At 66.9% G+C, this 16,822-nt stretch carries 16 protein-coding genes; 12 read left to right on the top strand and 4 right to left on the bottom strand.

The features are described 5' to 3' along the window. Window positions 1-20 precede the first annotated feature (20 nt). From hemC to AC07PZ_RS11100, 4 genes are read left to right on the top strand one after another with little or no spacing between them, the layout of a single operon-like run. Window positions 21-926 (top strand): hydroxymethylbilane synthase, encoded by a 906-nt coding sequence (gene hemC, locus AC07PZ_RS11115; protein WP_495295107.1) that lies wholly within the window; start codon window positions 21-23, stop codon window positions 924-926. Further along, window positions 927-1,694 carry a uroporphyrinogen-III synthase gene (locus AC07PZ_RS11110; protein ID WP_495295106.1) on the top strand — a complete coding sequence of 256 codons (768 nt, stop codon included), beginning with the start codon at window positions 927-929 and terminating at the stop codon, window positions 1,692-1,694. Next, window positions 1,691-2,770, top strand: a complete 1,080-nt coding sequence (locus AC07PZ_RS11105) for a uroporphyrinogen-III C-methyltransferase (RefSeq protein WP_495295105.1) — start codon at window positions 1,691-1,693, stop codon at window positions 2,768-2,770. Before AC07PZ_RS11110 ends, AC07PZ_RS11105 begins: the two co-directional genes overlap by 4 nt. A 3-nt stretch (window positions 2,771-2,773) precedes the next feature. Beyond that, window positions 2,774-4,057, top strand: coding sequence for a heme biosynthesis protein HemY (locus AC07PZ_RS11100; protein WP_495295104.1), 1,284 nt, complete (start codon window positions 2,774-2,776; stop codon window positions 4,055-4,057). Window positions 4,058-4,287: 230 nt separating this feature from the next. On the opposite strand, the gene AC07PZ_RS11095 is transcribed toward AC07PZ_RS11100, so the two are convergent. Next, window positions 4,288-7,485, bottom strand: coding sequence for an Rne/Rng family ribonuclease (locus AC07PZ_RS11095; protein ID WP_495295103.1), 3,198 nt, complete (start codon window positions 7,483-7,485; stop codon window positions 4,288-4,290). A gap of 547 nt (window positions 7,486-8,032) precedes the next feature. Between AC07PZ_RS11095 and AC07PZ_RS11090 the strand changes: the two genes are divergently transcribed. Genes AC07PZ_RS11090 through AC07PZ_RS11075 form a run of 4 tightly spaced genes read left to right on the top strand, consistent with a single transcriptional unit; the run spans window position 8,033 to window position 11,180 of the window. Further along, window positions 8,033-9,085 (top strand): RluA family pseudouridine synthase, encoded by a 1,053-nt coding sequence (locus tag AC07PZ_RS11090; protein ID WP_495295102.1) that lies wholly within the window; start codon window positions 8,033-8,035, stop codon window positions 9,083-9,085. Then, window positions 9,078-9,746 (top strand): HAD family hydrolase, encoded by a 669-nt coding sequence (locus AC07PZ_RS11085; protein WP_495295101.1) that lies wholly within the window; start codon window positions 9,078-9,080, stop codon window positions 9,744-9,746. Before AC07PZ_RS11090 ends, AC07PZ_RS11085 begins: the two co-directional genes overlap by 8 nt. A 24-nt stretch (window positions 9,747-9,770) precedes the next feature. Beyond that, window positions 9,771-10,136 carry a Rieske (2Fe-2S) protein gene (locus tag AC07PZ_RS11080; RefSeq protein ID WP_495295100.1) on the top strand — a complete coding sequence of 122 codons (366 nt, stop codon included), beginning with the start codon at window positions 9,771-9,773 and terminating at the stop codon, window positions 10,134-10,136. Continuing rightward, the gene (locus AC07PZ_RS11075) at window positions 10,137-11,180 is read left to right on the top strand and encodes a S49 family peptidase (protein ID WP_495295099.1); all 1,044 of its coding nucleotides are present in this window, start codon (window positions 10,137-10,139) and stop codon (window positions 11,178-11,180) included. Window positions 11,181-11,236: 56 nt separating this feature from the next. Here the strand turns inward: AC07PZ_RS11075 and AC07PZ_RS11070 are convergent, their stop codons facing one another. Genes AC07PZ_RS11070 through AC07PZ_RS11060 form a run of 3 tightly spaced genes read right to left on the bottom strand, consistent with a single transcriptional unit; the run spans window position 11,237 to window position 13,729 of the window. Further along, a complete protein-coding gene (locus AC07PZ_RS11070) occupies window positions 11,237-12,388 on the bottom strand; it encodes an MFS transporter (protein WP_495295098.1) in 1,152 nt (383 codons plus the stop codon). Window positions 12,389-12,392: 4 nt separating this feature from the next. Next, window positions 12,393-13,151: an SAM-dependent methyltransferase gene (locus AC07PZ_RS11065; RefSeq protein WP_495295097.1), complete on the bottom strand. Its 759-nt coding sequence runs from the start codon at window positions 13,149-13,151 to the stop codon at window positions 12,393-12,395. Next, window positions 13,148-13,729, bottom strand: a complete 582-nt coding sequence (locus AC07PZ_RS11060) for a Maf family nucleotide pyrophosphatase (RefSeq protein ID WP_495295096.1) — start codon at window positions 13,727-13,729, stop codon at window positions 13,148-13,150. The genes AC07PZ_RS11065 and AC07PZ_RS11060 overlap by 4 nt, the downstream gene beginning before the upstream one ends. Window positions 13,730-13,767: 38 nt before the next feature. Here AC07PZ_RS11060 and AC07PZ_RS11055 point away from each other — a divergent pair, with 38 nt between their 5' ends. The 4 genes from AC07PZ_RS11055 to AC07PZ_RS11040 all read left to right on the top strand — a co-directional run bounded on the left by AC07PZ_RS11055 (window position 13,768) and on the right by AC07PZ_RS11040 (window position 16,790). Then, window positions 13,768-14,316, top strand: a complete 549-nt coding sequence (locus tag AC07PZ_RS11055; protein ID WP_495295174.1) for a YceD family protein — start codon at window positions 13,768-13,770, stop codon at window positions 14,314-14,316. A gap of 155 nt (window positions 14,317-14,471) precedes the next feature. Further along, window positions 14,472-14,654, top strand: coding sequence for a 50S ribosomal protein L32 (gene rpmF / locus AC07PZ_RS11050; protein WP_007830466.1), 183 nt, complete (start codon window positions 14,472-14,474; stop codon window positions 14,652-14,654). Window positions 14,655-14,751: 97 nt separating this feature from the next. Further along, the gene (gene plsX / locus AC07PZ_RS11045) at window positions 14,752-15,804 is read left to right on the top strand and encodes a phosphate acyltransferase PlsX (protein WP_495295095.1); all 1,053 of its coding nucleotides are present in this window, start codon (window positions 14,752-14,754) and stop codon (window positions 15,802-15,804) included. Next, on the top strand, window positions 15,804-16,790 hold the full coding sequence (locus AC07PZ_RS11040) for a beta-ketoacyl-ACP synthase III (RefSeq protein ID WP_495295094.1): 987 nt from the start codon (window positions 15,804-15,806) through the stop codon (window positions 16,788-16,790). The genes plsX and AC07PZ_RS11040 overlap by 1 nt, the downstream gene beginning before the upstream one ends. Window positions 16,791-16,822 lie beyond the last annotated feature (32 nt).

Below are 16,822 nucleotides of genomic sequence, written 5' to 3'. Positions count from 1 at the left end.
GTCACACCTGGAAAACGGCCTTGAGCAACATCGTGATCGCCACGCGCGAAAGCCGCCTGGCCCTCTGGCAAGCCGAGCATGTGAAGGCGCTGCTGCAAGAAAGAGGCCACACGGTCAGCCTGCTGGGCATGACCACCCGCGGCGACCAGATCCTCGACCGCACCCTCAGCAAGGTCGGCGGCAAGGGCCTGTTCGTCAAGGAACTCGAACTCGCCATCGAAGAGGGGCGTGCCGACATCGCCGTGCATTCCCTCAAGGACGTCCCGATGGAGTTGCCCGAGGGCTTCACGCTCGGCTGCGTGCTGGAACGGGAGGACCCGCGCGACGCGCTGGTGTCGCCTGCGTACGAGTCGCTCGACGCCTTGCCTCGGGGCGCAGTGGTCGGTACATCGAGCCTGCGCCGCGTCGTCCTGCTGCGCGCGTTGCGACCCGACCTGCGCATCGAGCCGTTGCGCGGCAACCTCGATACGCGGCTGCGCAAGCTCGACGAAGGCCACTACGACGCGATCGTGCTGGCGGCCGCGGGCCTCAAGCGGCTCGGGCTGGAAAACCGCATCCGCGTGGCCTTCGATCCCGACACGATGCTGCCCGCCGCAGGGCAGGGCGCGCTCGGCATCGAGGTGCGTGCCGACCGGCAGGATCTGATCGACCTGCTGGCGCCGCTCGCGCATGCCACCGATTGGCTGGTTGCCACGGCCGAACGCGCGGTCAGCCGTGCGATGGGCGGCAGTTGCTCGATGCCGCTCGCGGCGCACGCGCGCTGGCAGCCCGATGGCGCACTGCGCGTCGACGCGGCCTGGGGCGACCCGGAGGGTGGCGCTGCGCTGCTGCGCATCGATTGCACGGGCGATGCGGGCGATTTCGCTTCCGCGCAGGCGCTCGGTGAGCTGGCGGCGCAGCGATTGCGCGAGGCTGGCGCACGCTAGATGGCTCCGCGGCGAGTGATCGTCACACGTCCGGCACAGGAGTCGGCACGCTGGGTCGATGCGCTGTGCGCGGCCGGCTTCGACGCCGTGCCGCTGCCGCTGATCCTGATCCAGCCGGTGAGCGACGCGAGTGCGCTGCAGCAGGCGCGCGACCGCCTGCGCGACTATGGGGCGCTGATGTTCGTGAGTGCCGCCGCCGTGGTGCATTTCTTCGATGGAGCGATGGCCATGCCGGCGTCCTTGCGATGCTGGGCCACCGGTCCGGGCACGGCGCGTGCGCTGCGCCAGGCCGGCGTTGCGGCCGAATCGATCGACATGCCGCCGGAGGATGCGGCGCAGTTCGACTCCGAGGCGCTCTGGTCGCACGTCCGTCCACAGGTTCGATCAGGCGTGCGCGTGCTCGTCGTGCGGGGTGGCGATGCCGAGGGGCGGCCGTCGGGCCGCGACTGGCTGGCCCGCGAGATATCTGCTGCAGGTGGCCGGGTCGACACCGTGGTCGCTTACAGGCGGCTTCCACCTCCGCTCGACGGGGCCGGTCGGCATCTGGCCGCCGAAGGCGCTGCGGGGCGGGCGCTGTGGCTCTTCAGCAGTTCCGAAGCGATCGGCAACCTGTGCCATGCGGCGCCCGATCTGCACTGGCAAGCCGCCACCGCCGTGGTCACGCACGCCCGCATCGCGCAGGCCGCGCGCGGCGCCGGTTTTGGCGCTGTTCACGTCAGCCTGCCGGCCCTGCCTGCGCTGGTGGCGTCGATAGAATCCCTCGGATGAGTGCTGCTTCCCCGACCGATCACACCACGCCGGAGCCTGCACCGCGAGCGCCCGTGCCGGCCACGCTGCAGACGTCCCATGCTGCCGCCTCCCTCCTGCTGTCGCGTATCGCGCTGGGCCTGTTGACGCTGTTCGCCGTGGTGGCGTTGGTGCTTGCGCTGGTGTTGTGGCAACGCGTGAACGGCATGCAGGAGCAACTGGCGCGGCAGAGTGCCGACGCCATCGCCCAGTCCACCGAGGCGCGCACGCTGGCGCGCCAGGCCAGTGAAATGGTGCGGGACACGGCGGCCCGCGTCGCGCTCCACGAAACACGCCTCGCCGAAGTCTCGTTGCAGCGCGCCCAGCTCGAAGAGCTCATGCAGAGTCTGTCGCGCTCGCGCGACGAGAACCTGGTGGTCGACATCGAATCGGCTGTGCGGCTGGCCCTTCAGCAGGCCGAGGTGACCGGCAACATCGAGCCGCTGCTTGCGGCCTTGCGGGCCGGCGATCTGCGTGTCTCGCGTGCCGCTCAGCCGCGTCTTGCGCCGCTGCAGCGTGCGATGCAGCGCGATGCCGACCGGCTGCGCGCCGGTGCCAACGGCGACAGCGCCGAAGCGCTCCAGAAGCTCGACGAATTGATGCGCGGCATCGACGATCTGCCCGCACTCAATGCCGTGGCCGCACGCGGCGGCAGCTTCAATGGCTGGCAGGCGGAGCCGGTGCCGGCCGATGCGCCGTGGTGGCAGCGTTTTCTGCTGGCCGTGCGCGGTGAGGCGCGTTCATTGCTGCGCGTCGGCCGCATCGAACAACCCGATGCGGTCCTGCTCGCGCCGGACCAGACTTTCTTCCTGCATGAGAACCTCAAGCTGAAGCTGTTGAGTGCGCGGCTCGCGCTGCTGTCGCGCCAGGTCGACACGGCACGCGCCGAACTTGGCGCGGTGTCCACCGCGCTGAATCGCTACTTCGATCCTGCTTCGCGCAGGGTCCAGAGCGCGGCCACGCTGTTGCAGCAACTGCAGCTGTTGGTGAAGGCCACCGCGCCCGCACGCATCGACGAAACGCTCGCGGCACTGGCCACCGCCGCTGCCGGGCGCTGATCCATGCGCGCTGCTCTCTGGCTTCTCGCGCTCTTCGGCATTGCAGCCGCAGTGGCGCTGTTCGCAGGCAATAACCAGGGCACCATCACCGTGTTCTGGCCGCCCTGGCGCGTCGACCTGTCCCTGAATCTGGTCCTCGTGCTGGTGATCGCGATGTTCGTGCTGTTGCACGTGGCATTGCGCGCGCTCGCCGCACTGTTTTCCTTGCCGCACCAGGCACGCCAATGGCGCATGCAGCAGAAAGAGCGTGCGCTGAACGCCTCGATCCTCGACGCGATCGCTCAACTGCTGGCGGGTCGCTTCTCCCGTGCGGGCAAGGCCGCGCAGGCGGCGCTGGTGCAGGAGCGCACGCTGCATTCGATGAATGTGGACCTGCCTCAGGCGCAGCAGGTGCGCGTGCTGTCGCATCTGCTGGCAGCCGAGAGCGCGCAGGCCTTGCAGGACCGCGCGGCGCGCGATGCCCATCTGCAGCTTGCCTTGAACGAGAGCACCGATCGCAGCGCATTGCAGTCCGGTGTCCGTGAAGGCGTGCAACTGCGTTCGGCGCGCTGGGCGCTGGAAGACCGCGACGCCGCCGCCGCGCTGGCACGCCTGCAGGAACTGCCGCAGGGCGCACAGCGGCGCACGTTGGCGTTGCGTCTGCGCCTCAAGGCGGCACGCCAGGACCGGCGCACGCTGGAGGCGCTGGAAACAGCGCGGATGCTGGCCAAGCACCGCGCCTTTTCGCCGAGCGCGGCACACAGCATCGTGCGTGGTCTGGCGACCGAGTTGTTGTCGGGTGCGCACGATCCGGCGCAACTGATCCGTGCCTGGGGCGAGCTCGAACCTGCCGAGCGCGAGATGGCCGAGGTCGCGATCCAGGCTGCCCAGCGCATGGTGTCGCTGCATGGCGATCTGGCGCTCGCGCGCAGCTGGCTGTTGCCCGTGTGGGAGATCCTGGCATCGCGACCGCATGAGCTCACGGACGCATTGCGCGTCAAGCTCGTGAACGCCTTGGAGGCCGGCCTCGATTCCGTCGACGCCGATTGGCTGGCGCGCATCGAGGCGGCACAGCGGAGCAACCCGCGCGACGCCAATCTGCAATATCTGGCCGGCATGGCCTGCGTGAAGCGCCAGCTGTGGGGCAAGGCGCAGCAGTTGTTGGCCCAGGCCGGCATGGGGCTGCAGGACATCGGGCTTTATCGGCGCGCATGGCTGGCGTTGGCTCAGCTGGCCGAGGATCGTGGCGACGCAGAGCAGGCAGCCATTGCCTGGAAGCGCGCAGCTCAGGCCGGCATTGCCGCCTGACCGGAGTCGGACCCGGGGCGAGTGCGGGCTCGCCTGGTTGCTGATCACCGGGCCCAGAGTCGAGGCGGCCGCGGTCTCGCCGCACATCGCTGCATGGCTTTGGCGATCCTTCTTCCCCGGCGATCACCATATTTCCTCGCAAAAAAAGCCGGCACAGGGCCGGCTTGTCTTTTTGCAGCAAGGTGGAGAAGGTGCGTTGCCCTCTCTCCGTCTTGCATGTTCCAGCGTGCTTACTGCGCCGATGCGTCCGCGCCTTCGGTCGTCTTCTCGAAGGGCAGCGTCATGCCGGACAGGCTGCGGCGCGTTTCCACCAGGACCAGCGGGCCCTCGTCAATCACGATCGCTGGCGGGCGTTCGCGCGGCACATGCGCCGGCTTCACCTCTGCCGCAATGGCAGCGCGAGCTTGCGCGATGCGCTCCGGGTTGGAGTTCACCCATTGCAGGCCCGAGCCTTCAGCCACTTGAGCGAGTTCCGCCAGCGGCAGCTCGAAGGCTTGCACCTTGGGCAGTGCGCGCTTGCTGACGACCGATTCAACAGCCTTCGGTGCCACTGTGGCCGGTCGTTCAACCGGCCGCTCGGTGCGTGCGACCGGAGCGGGCGCAGCCGGAGCCACCGATGCAGCGACAGGAGCCGGCGCAGCTGCAACTGCGGCGGTTTCGGCCACGACAGGCGCTGCGGCGACGGCCGGCGCGATGGGTTCAACGGCGGCCTGCTCGCCCGCTTCTGCAACGACAGCGGGTGCTGCTGGCGCGGCCGCATCGCCTTCTTCGCGCGGTGCGCGCTCGCGGCGGTCACGGCCATAACGGTCGCGTGAGCGTCCGCGGCGCGGCTCTTCGCCGTCCCGGCGCGGCGCGGCCTCGGCGCCCTGCACACCATCGCTGCCGACATCAGCGTCGACGGCCGATGCGGCTTCGAGCGGTGCCGACTGCGAAACGCCATCGGTACCCGGTGCGGCGTCAGGGCGCCGTTCGCGACGTTCACCGCGCGGTGCCCGCTCTTCACGGGGTGCCCGCTCTTCGCGAAGTGCACGGTCTTCACGTGGCGCGCGCTCTTCACGCTGGGCCCGTTCGGCGTAGACCGAAGTCGTCGGGGCGCTGTCGTTCGGTTCGCTGCGTTCGCGCGTGCCTTCGGCGCCGCGTTCGCTGCGCTCGGGGCGTTCCGTGCGTTCGCCGCGTTCACGGCGCGGGCGTGGCGTGCGCTCGGTCTGGCCGTCGTCCGCCAGTGCGGTCTGGGCCGATGCTTCGGTGGCGTTCACGGCTGCCGCGTCGAGCGACACCGGGCGAGCTTCGCCTTCGCGCGGGCCGCGACCATTGCGGCGTGCCTCGCCGTCGCGCGGGCCACGGCCTTCGCGTTGTTCGCGTGGTTCACGCACCGCAGCGTCGGCGCGGACTTCCGTGCCACGGCCTTCGCGCGTGTCGCGGCGCTCACCCGAGCGGCCATTGCGGCCACCGTCGCGGCCCTGGCCTTCGCCGCGTCCACCGCGGCTTTCGGTGTTGCGGCCATCGGCGCCGCGTGCTTCACCGCGGCCTTCGCCGTTGCGTCCACCGCGGCGTGCGTCGCCATCGCGCGGGCTGCGAGCTTCGCCGTCACGGGACGGGCGACCATCGCGGCGCATCGGCTTCGGTGCTTCCACCGGGATTGCCGAAGGTGCCGGCGCGGGTGCAGCCGAGGGGGCCAGGCCGAAAAGCTTCTTGATGAAGCCCATGAAGCCGGCTTCCGCGGGTGCCGGTGCGGCAACTGGAGCAGGCGCTGCGACAGGAGCTGGTGCGGGCGCTGCCACAGGCTGGCGCACGGCTTCGGGCTTGGGCACGACGACCGGCGCGGGAGCGTCGGGCAGCACGCCCTTGATCACCGGCGTCTGCTTGTTGGTCGGCTCCTGCGAGCGGCGCGTGACCGACGTCGTGTTGTCCAGGTCTTCGGCCATCTTGTAGCTGGCGGCGATGTGATCGAGACGCGGGTCGTCGTGCTTCAGGCGCTCGAGCTTGTAGTGCGGCGTCTCGAAGGTCTTGTTCGGCACCATCAGCACGGTGACGCGCTGCTTGAGCTCGATCTTGGCGATTTCGGGGCGCTTCTCGTTGAGCAGGAACGAGGCGACTTCGACCGGCACCTGCACGTGCACGGCGGCCGTGTTGTCCTTCAGGCACTCCTCCTGGATGATCCGCAGGATCTGCAGCGCGCTCGATTCGGTGTCGCGGATGTGGCCGGAGCCGCCGCAACGCGGGCAGGGGATCGACGAGCCTTCGCTGAGTGCCGGCTTCAGGCGCTGGCGGCTCATTTCCATCAGGCCGAACTTGCTGATCGAGCCGAACTGCACGCGGGCACGGTCCTGGCGCAGCGCGTCGCGCAGGCGGCTTTCGACTTCGCGGCGGTTCTTGGACTCGTCCATGTCGATGAAGTCGATGACGATCAGGCCACCCAGGTCGCGCAGACGCATCTGGCGGGCCACTTCGTCGGCGGCTTCGAGGTTGGTGCGGGTCGCGGTTTCCTCGATGTCGCCGCCCTTGATGGCGCGAGCCGAGTTCACGTCGACCGAGACCAGCGCTTCCGTGTGGTCGATCACGATCGCGCCGCCCGAGGGCAGCTGCACGGTGCGGGCGTAGGCCGATTCAATCTGGTGCTCGATCTGGAAGCGGCTGAACAGCGCCGCGTCGTCGCGATAGCGCTTCACGCGGGCGGCATGCTCGGGCATGACGTGCGCCATGAACTGCTGCGCCTGTTCGTAGATGTCGTCGGTGTCGATCAGGATGTCGCCGATGTCGTGATTGAAGTAGTCACGGATGGCGCGGATGACGAGCGACGATTCCTGGTAGATCAGGAAGGCGCCCTTGCCGCCCTTGGCTGCGCCGTCGATGGCGCTCCAGAGCTTGAGCAGGTAGTTCAGGTCCCATTGCAGCTCGGGTGCCGAGCGGCCGATGCCGGCGGTGCGGGCGATGATGCTGGCGCCCTTCGGGTACTCCAGCTGGTCCATCGCCTCCTTGAGCTCGGCGCGGTCGTCGCCTTCGATGCGGCGCGAGACGCCGCCGCCACGCGGGTTGTTCGGCATCAGCACGACGTAGCGGCCGGCCAGCGAGATGAAGGTCGTCAGGGCGGCGCCCTTGTTGCCGCGTTCTTCCTTCTCGACCTGGATGACCAGTTCCTGGCCTTCGCGGATCACGTCCTGGATGCGGGCCTGGCTGGCCGACACGCCTTCGGCGAAGTACTGCTTGGAGATTTCCTTGAACGGCAGGAAGCCGTGGCGGTCTTCGCCGTAGTCGACGAAGCAGGCTTCGAGCGAGGGCTCGACGCGTGTCACGACCGCCTTGTAGATATTGCCCTTGCGCTGTTCGCGCCCTTCGATTTCGATTTCGTAGTCGAGGAGCTTCTGCCCGTCGACGATGGCCAGGCGGCGCTCTTCCGGCTGCGTGGCGTTGATCAACATCCGCTTCATGATGCGTTGTCCTTATAGGTATGCGTTCGAACCGGCCCATGACGGGCCAACGATGCACGGACGACGCCTGTGAAACGAGGGGGAATTGCCGCTGTTCCAGGATGTCTTGGCTGCAGCGCGATCTGCGCGCAGCCGTCTCGGGCGTCAGCCCAAGGACAGCAAGGGTGGGGGGGCGTGGATGGGTGCGAGCCCGATGTGGTGTCGATTGGCCAGGTGGGTGATGGCCGGGTGCGCAGGGGTAGCGCGCGCTGCGGGCGGTTCAATGCCGCGGGCCGCTGGCAACAGCCAGTGGAGGCAACGCAGACATATTCGAACCAGCAGCATCAACACAAGTGGACTCGCTTCGATCCGCCGGCAGATTGAAGCCTGCCGGCTGGGTATTCCGTATCGGTGTTTCGTGGGCGTCGGCTTGACTCGGACATCCGACCTGCCACTTTGCGCTGGAGCGCGGGGTTTGCAGGTGGGGCACCAAAGCGGCATCGACCTCACAGCGCTTTCGGTGGTGCTCTAAACTTCTGTTTAATCAAGCACTTACAGAAACGCGCTGGTGAAAAACATTATAGGTGCGAAGCCTGAGCCCTCGGCGGCAGAAGTCCGTTTTTTGACAGTCGATGACGATTCGGCAGGTCAGCGACTGGACAATTTCCTGTTCCGCCATCTGAAAGGCGTTCCAAAGACCCACGTCTACCGGATCATCCGGTCGGGCGAGGTGCGCATCAACAAGGGCCGTGCGCAGGCCGACAGCCGGCTCGAGCCCGGCGATGTGTTGCGCCTGCCGCCGGTTCGCGTGGCCGCGCGTTCGGAGGAGGGCGCCACGCCGCCCGCGCCCGGGCGCGAATTCCCGTTGCTGCTCGAGGACGACGTGATGCTCGCCATCGACAAGCCGGCCGGCGTCGCCGTGCACGGCGGCAGCGGTGTCAGCTTTGGCGTGATCGAGCAATTGCGTACGGCGCGGCCGGGCGTGAAATTCCTCGAACTGGTGCACCGGCTGGACCGTGAAACCTCGGGCGTGTTGCTGGTCGCAAAAAAACGCAGCGCGCTCACGGCCTTGCAGGACCAGTTTCGCGAGCGAGAGACCGGCAAGACCTATCTGGCGCTGGTCGATGGTGTCTGGCCGGCCAATCGGAAAGTGCTGGACGCGCCGCTGGCCAAATACCTGTTGCCTGGCGTAGCGGGTTCGAGCGAGCCGGGCGAGCGCCGTGTGCGCGTGGTCGCCAAGGATCATCCCGACGCGATGCGCGCCATCACACTGGTGCGCGTGGTCGGCAGCCTGACGCTGCCGGGCGACACGCAGCCCATGTCGCTGCTGGCCGTCACCATCAAGACCGGGCGCACGCACCAGATCCGCGTGCACCTGGCTTCAGCCGGCCATGCGATCGCGGGCGACGACAAGTACGGCGCCTTCGAGCGCAACAGGCAGTTGCAGAAGCTCGGCCTGAAGCGCATGTTCCTGCATGCCTGGCGACTGCAGTTCAATCATCCCGTTGGCGGCAAGCGCGTTGCGCTGCAAGCCGGCCTTCCACCCGAACTCGAAGTGCTCGTTCCGAAGAATCTGCGCGACGCGCTCGCCGCATCACCCACGACCCCACACCATGACTGACAACTCTGCCCGCCGCTTTGACCTGATCGCTTTCGACTGGGACGGCACCTTGTTCGACTCGACGCGGCTCATCGCGCGCTGCATCCAGCTGGCGGTCGTCGACGTCGGCGGCGCCCAGCCGACCGAGCGCGATGCCGCCTGGGTCATTGGCCTGGGCCTTGGCGAGGCGCTGGCCCGTGCCGCGCCGGACGTGCCGAAGGAGAAATACCCTGAACTGGGCGCGCGCTACCGCTATCACTATCTGAAGCATCAGGACGACCTGGTGCTGTTCGATGGCGTGCTGGAGATGCTCGAAGCCCTCCGGGCTCGCGGCCATCTGCTCGCGGTGGCGACCGGCAAGTCGCGCCGGGGCCTGAACGAGGTGCTGGCCAGCTCGGCGTTGCGAGAGCGTTTCGACGCCTCACGTACCGCGGACGAAACCCAAGGCAAGCCGCATCCGCGCATGCTGCTGGAGCTGATGGAGGAATTGGATGTGCCGGCCGAACGCACGCTGATGATCGGCGACACCACGCACGACCTGCAACTGGCGCTCAACGCGGGTTGCGCCAGCGTCGGCGTGAGCTATGGCGCGCACGAGCCGGCCAGTTTCGACGTGCTGAAGCCGTTGCACATCGCTCATTCTGTGGAAGACCTGAGCGCCTGGCTGCTCGACAATGCCTGAGTGAATCCGCTGGAGCGTTCCGTCGTGAGTGAACAGATTCCCCTGTGCAATGCGGCCGACCTCGCCGAGGGCGGTCGAGCCGTTCCGTTCGATGTGGTCTACGGTGGCGAAACCTGCCGCGCCTTCGCCGTGCGTTACGACGGGTCGCCGCACGCCTACCTGAATCGATGCACCCACGTGGCGATGGAAATGGACTTCCAGCCCGACCGCTTCTTCGATGATTCCGGGCAATGGCTGTTGTGCGCCACGCACGGTGCGGCGTACGCGCCGGATACCGGCGAATGCGCGGGCGGCCCCTGTCGCGGCGGACTGGTGAAGATCGCCCTCACGGAACGTGACGGTGTGGTGCACTGGCATACTGACTGGAACCTCCAACCCCTGGCCTTCTGAATGACCGACCCCACGCGTACCGAACCCGAGGGCTTCGAGCCTTTCGAGCGCGCCGCCCCTCTTTCTTCCGCGCCCGCAGGCGCACCATCCATGGCCAAAAACGACCCCACATCGCAAGCCGGCTGGGAGCGCGCGACGCTCGAAAAGCTGGCGTTCTCCGCATTGCGCGAGCAGCGCGCCACGCGTCGCTGGAAGACCTTCGTGCGTCTTTGCTGGCTGGTCTTCTTCATCTTCCTTGCATGGGCCGTGATGTCCCGCGCGGCGCCGAGCACGGCCAAGACCACTGCACACACGGCCCTCGTCGAGATCAAGGGCGAGATCGCCAACGGCGGCGATGCCAGCGCCGAATTCGTGGTGGCCGCCATGAAGACTGCCTTCGAGGACGAAGGTGCCAAGGCCGTGATCCTGCTGATCAATTCGCCTGGCGGCAGCCCGGTGCAGGCAGGCATCATCAATGACGAGATCAAGCGCCTGAAGGCCAAGCACAACAAGCCGGTCTACGCCGTGGTGGAGGAGACCTGCGCCTCGGCCGCCTATTACATTGCCGCCGCGGCCGACAAGATCTACGTCGACAAGGCCAGCATCGTCGGCAGCATCGGCGTGCTGATGGATGGCTTCGGCTTCACCGGCCTGATGGAAAAGGTCGGTGTCGAGCGGCGGCTGCTCACGGCCGGTGAGAACAAGGGCTTCCTGGATCCATTCAGCCCGATGAGCGACGCGCAGCGCGCGCATGCGCAGAAGATGCTCGACCAGATCCACACGCAGTTCATCGATGTCGTGAAGGCTGGGCGCGGCGACCGGCTGAAGCTGGACACGCCAGGCCTGTTCAGCGGGCTCTTCTGGAGTGGCCAGCAGGCCGTCGAACTCGGCTTGGCCGATCAGCTGGGCAACGTGGACTTCGTCGCCCGCGAGGTCGTGAAGGCGGAAGACGTCATCGATTACACGCGTCGCGACAATGTCGCCGAGAAGCTGGCGAAGAAGTTCGGCGCGGCGATCGGCGAGGGCACGGTCGGCGCGCTGCGTACGCTGCCGGCCTTGCGCTGATCGGCGTCAGCCGGCGCGGAAGGCGGCTCGGCGGCTCGATCGATCGGCCGTTTTCCTCAGCGCGCCGCCGCGTGGCGTGCTGAGGCTGCGAGCGCCAACGCAAAAATCACCACCACGCTGAGCGCCAGCGTCAGTGACATGGCGCGCGCCAACAGGCCGATGGCCGGCGGCCCGGCCATGAACCCCAGATAGGCCGCGGCCGATACCGACGCAATGCCGCGCGCCGGATCCACGCCTGGCACGCGCGCCGAGGCCGCGAACAGGATCGGCACCACATTCGCGAAACCCACCCCAACGCCGGCAAAACCGAGCAGGGCGACCCAGGGCGTCCCTGTGAACAGCACGAGCGTCATCGCCAGCGCCGCGAGCAGGGCGCTGCCGCGCAGCAGCGTGGCGGGTGCAAACCGGGCGCGCATGGCATCGCCGCCGAATCTGGCGGCGGCCATTGCTGCGGAGAAGCTGGCGTAGGCCAGCGCGGCCTTTTGCTGCGAGCTGCCGAGTTCCTGTTGCAGATAAAGCACGCTCCAGTCGTAGATCGCGCCTTCGGCGATCAGGCCCAGCGCTGCCAGCAGCCCGAGCATGGCGAGCGCCCCGCGCGGCAACCGGAAGCCGTTGTCGGTGTGGCTCGACGCCGTCGCCCAGCGCGGCAGCATGGCAGTGGCGGCCCATGCCACGGCGAGGGCCATCGCCGCGGCGACCAGCCACAGGTGCTGCTGTGGCGGCAGCCCGGCGGCCAGTGCCGCACCGCCCGTGACGGCACCGGCCATGCCGCCGAGGCTGAACATGCCGTGCATGCCGCTCATCAGCGGCTGGCCACCCCGCAGCTCGAGTTGCGCCGCTTCGGTGTTGATGGCGACGTCGAACACGCTTGTCACGAGCCCGAACATCGCCAGCAGCGCGAGCAGCGCGCCGTAGTTCGGCATCAGCACGATTCCTCCGAGCAGTACGGCATACACCGTGCCGCAGAGGCCTGCAACGCGACGTGCGCCATGATGCCCGATCCAGCGGCCGGCCTGGCTCAGGCCGAGCAGGGCGCCGAAGCCCGCAGCGAGCATCGCCAGGCCGAGCGCGGCCTCGTCGATGCCATAGTGCGCCTTGACCGTGGGGATGTGCACGCCCCAGGTCGCGAAGATGAATCCCGAGCAGAAGAACAGCGCGCGGGAGGCCCAGCGTGTGCGCGCCGAGACCGGGTTGGTTGTGGCCGTCAAAAGTTCAGCGCCCGATCGCGAAGACCGCCGGCAGGCGATCGTCCGTAGGCGGTGCTGAAGTGCGCCATGCCTTGACCGTCCTGCTCTGGACGTCTGCACTGCCCAGCGTGAGGCCGCGTGCCACGGCGAGCCGCGTGTTGTGCTGCAGCGTGCTCGTCAGCGCCTGCCGCAGCGTCGCATTGCGGTACGGCGTCTCGATGAAGAGCTGTGTCTGGCCTGTGCGCAGGGCGAGCGCTTCCAATTCGCGGATTCGCTGGGTGCGCGCATCCGCATCCTGAGGCAGGTAGCCGACGAACGCAAAATTCTGGCCGTTGAGGCCGCTGGCCGCGAGTGCCAGCAGCAGCGAGACCGGTCCGGTGAGCGGGACGACGGCAATCCCGAGATCGTGCGCGGCGCGTGCCACCGACGAGCCCGGATCCGCCACGGCTGGCATGCCGGCTTCGCTGAGCAACCCGACGGCGTGTCCTTCCAGCGCCGCCGCCAGCAAGGGGCGAGCGTCGAACTGGCCGGCATGGTCGCCCTTCTTGTGCACTTCGCGCGGCAATTCATGGATCTGCTGCGACTGCAGTGGCGCGGCCAGCGGCACGACCGCGTCGATGCGTTTCAGGTAGGCGCGCGCAGACTTGGCGTTTTCGCAGATCCAGTGCGTGATCCCCGCGGCGATCTGCAGCGTGCCGAGCGGCAGCGCATCCTGCAGCGGCGCCTGGTCGTCGCAGCCGAAGTCCAGTGGCGCCGGCACGAGATAAAGCTTGCCCGTACTCACAGCAGTTCAACGCCCGCGGCGCGCAGCATCCGGCAGGTTCGGATCAGCGGCAGGCCGATCAGGGCGGTCGGGTCGTCGCTGTCGATGGCCTCGAGCAAGGCGATGCCGAGGCCCTCGCTCTTGGCGCTGCCTGCGCAGTCGTACGGCTGTTCGGCGCGCAGGTAGCTCTCGATCGCTGCATCACTGAGGTCGCGAAAGACCACGCGCACCGGTGCCAGATCCTGCTCGGCGAATCCGCTGGATTGGCAGACCACCGCCACCGCCGTCTGGAATATCAGCGTCTGGCCGCGCATGCGCTGGAGCTGGGCGGTAGCGCGAATGTGGTCGCCGGGCTTGCCGAGCGGCTCGCCCGCAAGATCGGCGACCTGGTCGGAGCCGATGACGACCGCGTCCGGGAAGCGCGATGCGACAGCGCGGGCTTTCTCGAGCGCCAGGCGCTGCGCGAGCCGGGCCGGCGTTTCGCCCGGAAGCGGGGTTTCATCGACTTCAGGGGCGTGCACGTCGAAGGGCAGTCGCAGGCGCTGCAGCAGTTCTCGGCGATAGCGGGAGGTCGAGGCAAGAATCAAGGGGCGTTGCATGGGCGGAGATTGTGCGCGAGAGGTTTAGACTGGCCGGGATGAAAAGAGAATTCACGCCCGCACGGCTCGACATCCGTGCCTTCGCCGAGGCCGCCGCCACGTTGGCCGCAGCCGACCCGCTTCAGAACTACCGCCGCCTGAGCGCAGAGCTCGCAGTGCCCGCGCCCGATGCCACTGTCCAGTGGGAAGCGCAGGGCGACGACCGGGGCGGTGCGGATGGATCGGTGCAGGCTTGGCTGCATCTTCAGGCTGCCACGACGCTGCCGTTGGTCTGTCAGCGTTGCCTGTCGCCGGTCGATGCGACGCTCGAGGTCGATCGCTGGTTTCGGTTTGCCGCCGATGAGGAAACGGCCGCTGCGGAAGACGAGCTGTCCGATGAGGATGTGCTGGTGACGAGCAGGGAATTCGATCTTCATGCATTGATCGAGGACGAATTGCTGATGGACATTCCCATCACGCCGACGCACGACGTTTGTCCGGAGCCCGTGCGGCTGTCGGTCGCTGACCCGGCCTTCGAGGCGGCGGAAGAAGAGCGGCCCAATCCGTTTGCGGTACTGGGCTCATTGCGTCCGCGCAAGTCCGAATGAGCGCCCAGACCGGGCGGGCTGGCGCAGTGCCGCTGGTCGCGCTATAATCATGGGCTTCGCGCGCGCCGCCGTCGAAGTTCGGTCTCCAACATCTGCCGAGCTTTTGATGCTGCCTCGCATGCCCGCCCACCCAACCGAATTTTCCAGGAGCCATCATGGCCGTCCAACAAAACAAGAAGTCGCCGTCGAAGCGCGGCATGCACCGTTCGCACAATGCTCTGGTCGTGCCGGGCATCGCTGTCGAGCCGACCACCGGCGAAACCCACCTGCGTCACCACATCAGCCCGAACGGCTTCTATCGTGGTCGTCAGGTCTTGAAAAACAAGTCCGAAGCCTGATCCAGCAACCCAAGGCCGAGGCCCGAAGCTACGCTTGCAGTAGCGTCGGGCCTTTGTTTTGATGGTCTCGCCGACTTTTCCTGCGTCCGCGCCTTCCGTGATCACGCTTGCCGTGGATTGCATGGGAGGTGATCACGGTCCCCGCATCACGCTGCCTGCCTGCCGCGCGTTTCTGGAACGCCATCCGGACGCGGCACTGGTGTTGGTCGGCATGCCGGATGCGCTGGGCGATTTCAACCATCCGCGCGCCACGGTGATCGGTGCGAGCGAAGTCGTTGATATGGACGATTCGATCGAGATTGCTCTTCGCAAGAAGAAGGATTCCTCGATGCGCGTTGCCATCCAGCAAGTCAAGGATGGAAAGGCGCAGGCCGCCATATCCGCCGGCAACACGGGCGCATTGATGGCAATCGCACGTTATCTGCTGAAAACGATGGAAGGCATCGACCGTCCTGCCATTGCGCCGCAGCTGCCCAACGCAAAGGGCGGGGCAACGACCGTTCTTGATCTGGGCGCCAATGTCGATTGCGACGCGGAAGATCTGTTGCAGTTCGCGGTCCTGGGTTCTGCACTCGTGTCGGCATTGACGGGCAATGAGTCGCCGTCCGTGGGCTTGCTGAATGTGGGTGAAGAGGCCATCAAAGGCAGCGAAACCATCAAAAAAGCCGGACAACTGCTGCGAGCTGCGGGCAAGTCGCAGGATCTGAACTTCTATGGCAATGTAGAAGGCAACGATATCTTCAAGGGAACGACCGATATCGTGGTGTGCGACGGGTTTGTGGGCAATGTCACGTTGAAAGCTTCCGAAGGCGTGGCTTCCATGATCGTGGATTTCCTGCGAGCAGAGTATTCGAACGGGATCTTCAGCAAATTTGCTGCGATCGTTTCTTATCCTGTTCTAAAAGCGCTTAAAAGTCGACTTGATCACCGTCGCTACAACGGCGCCGCTCTTCTCGGCCTGCGTGGACTGGTTTTCAAAAGCCATGGCTCGGCGGATGAGCTGGCATTCGGACACGCGTTGGATCGCGCTTATGATGCCGCTCGCAACAACCTGCTCGATCGCGTGCGGGCCCGCATCGCCCACGCCGCGCCTTTGTTGGCGCGTCAGGAATCGGCGGCGCCGGCCGATGCCGCGGCGCTTCACGCTTGATGACTTTTTCCTCACGCTTTTCACGCATCACCGGCACCGGCAGTTACTTGCCGCCGCGCCGCGTCAGCAATGACGATCTGGCACGCGACCTTGCCGAGCGTGGTATCGAAACTTCCGATCAGTGGATCGTGGAGCGCACCGGTATCCACGCTCGTCATTTTGCTGCGCCGGATGTCAACAGCAGCGATCTCGCCCTGGAGGCTTCGCGCAAAGCGCTGGAGGCCGCAGGCCGCAATGCCAACGAGATCGATCTGATCGTGGTTGCGACATCGACGCCGGACATGGTGTTCCCATCTTCCGCCGCGATTCTTCAGCACAAGCTGGGCATCGCTGGTTGCCCGGCCTTCGACGTGCAGGCCGTCTGCAGCGGCTTCGTGTACGCGCTGACCGTCGCCGATGCGATGATCAAGACCGGCTCTGCGAAGTGCGCATTGGTGATTGGCGCCGAGGTTTTTTCGCGCATTCTCGACTTCAACGACCGTACAACCTGTGTGCTGTTCGGCGACGGCGCTGGCGCAGTCGTGCTCGAAGCGAGCGACGAGCCTGGCATCCTGGCCAGTGATCTGCATGCCGACGGAAAGCATGTCGGTATCCTGTGTGTCCCGGGCCACGTATCGGGCGGTCAGGTGTCCGGTACGCCACTGCTTCACATGGACGGCCAGGCGGTATTCAAGCTGGCGGTCCGCGTACTCGAAGAGGCTGCGCGCGCCACGCTCGAAAAGGCAGGCAAGACCGACGCCGACATCGATTGGTTGATTCCGCATCAGGCCAATATCCGCATCATGGAAGGTACGGCCAAGAAGCTGAAGCTGCCTCGCGAGAAATTGATCGTGACGGTGCACGAGCATGGCAATACGTCCGCCGCGTCCATCCCGCTTGCGCTCGACGAGTCGGTGCGCAGCGGCAAGGTGAAGAAGGGCGACACGCTCATGCTCGAAGGCGTGGGCGGCGGCTTCACCTGGGGCGCCGTGCTCCTGAATCTGTAGACAGGCCTGGGGCACCTCACCGTGCCGCAGCT

The sequence above is a fragment of the Variovorax sp. GW821-FHT10B04 genome (assembly GCF_059415645.1).
The sequence above is the reverse complement of the archived record's forward strand: the minus strand, read 5'-3'. Positions and strand labels throughout refer to the sequence as shown.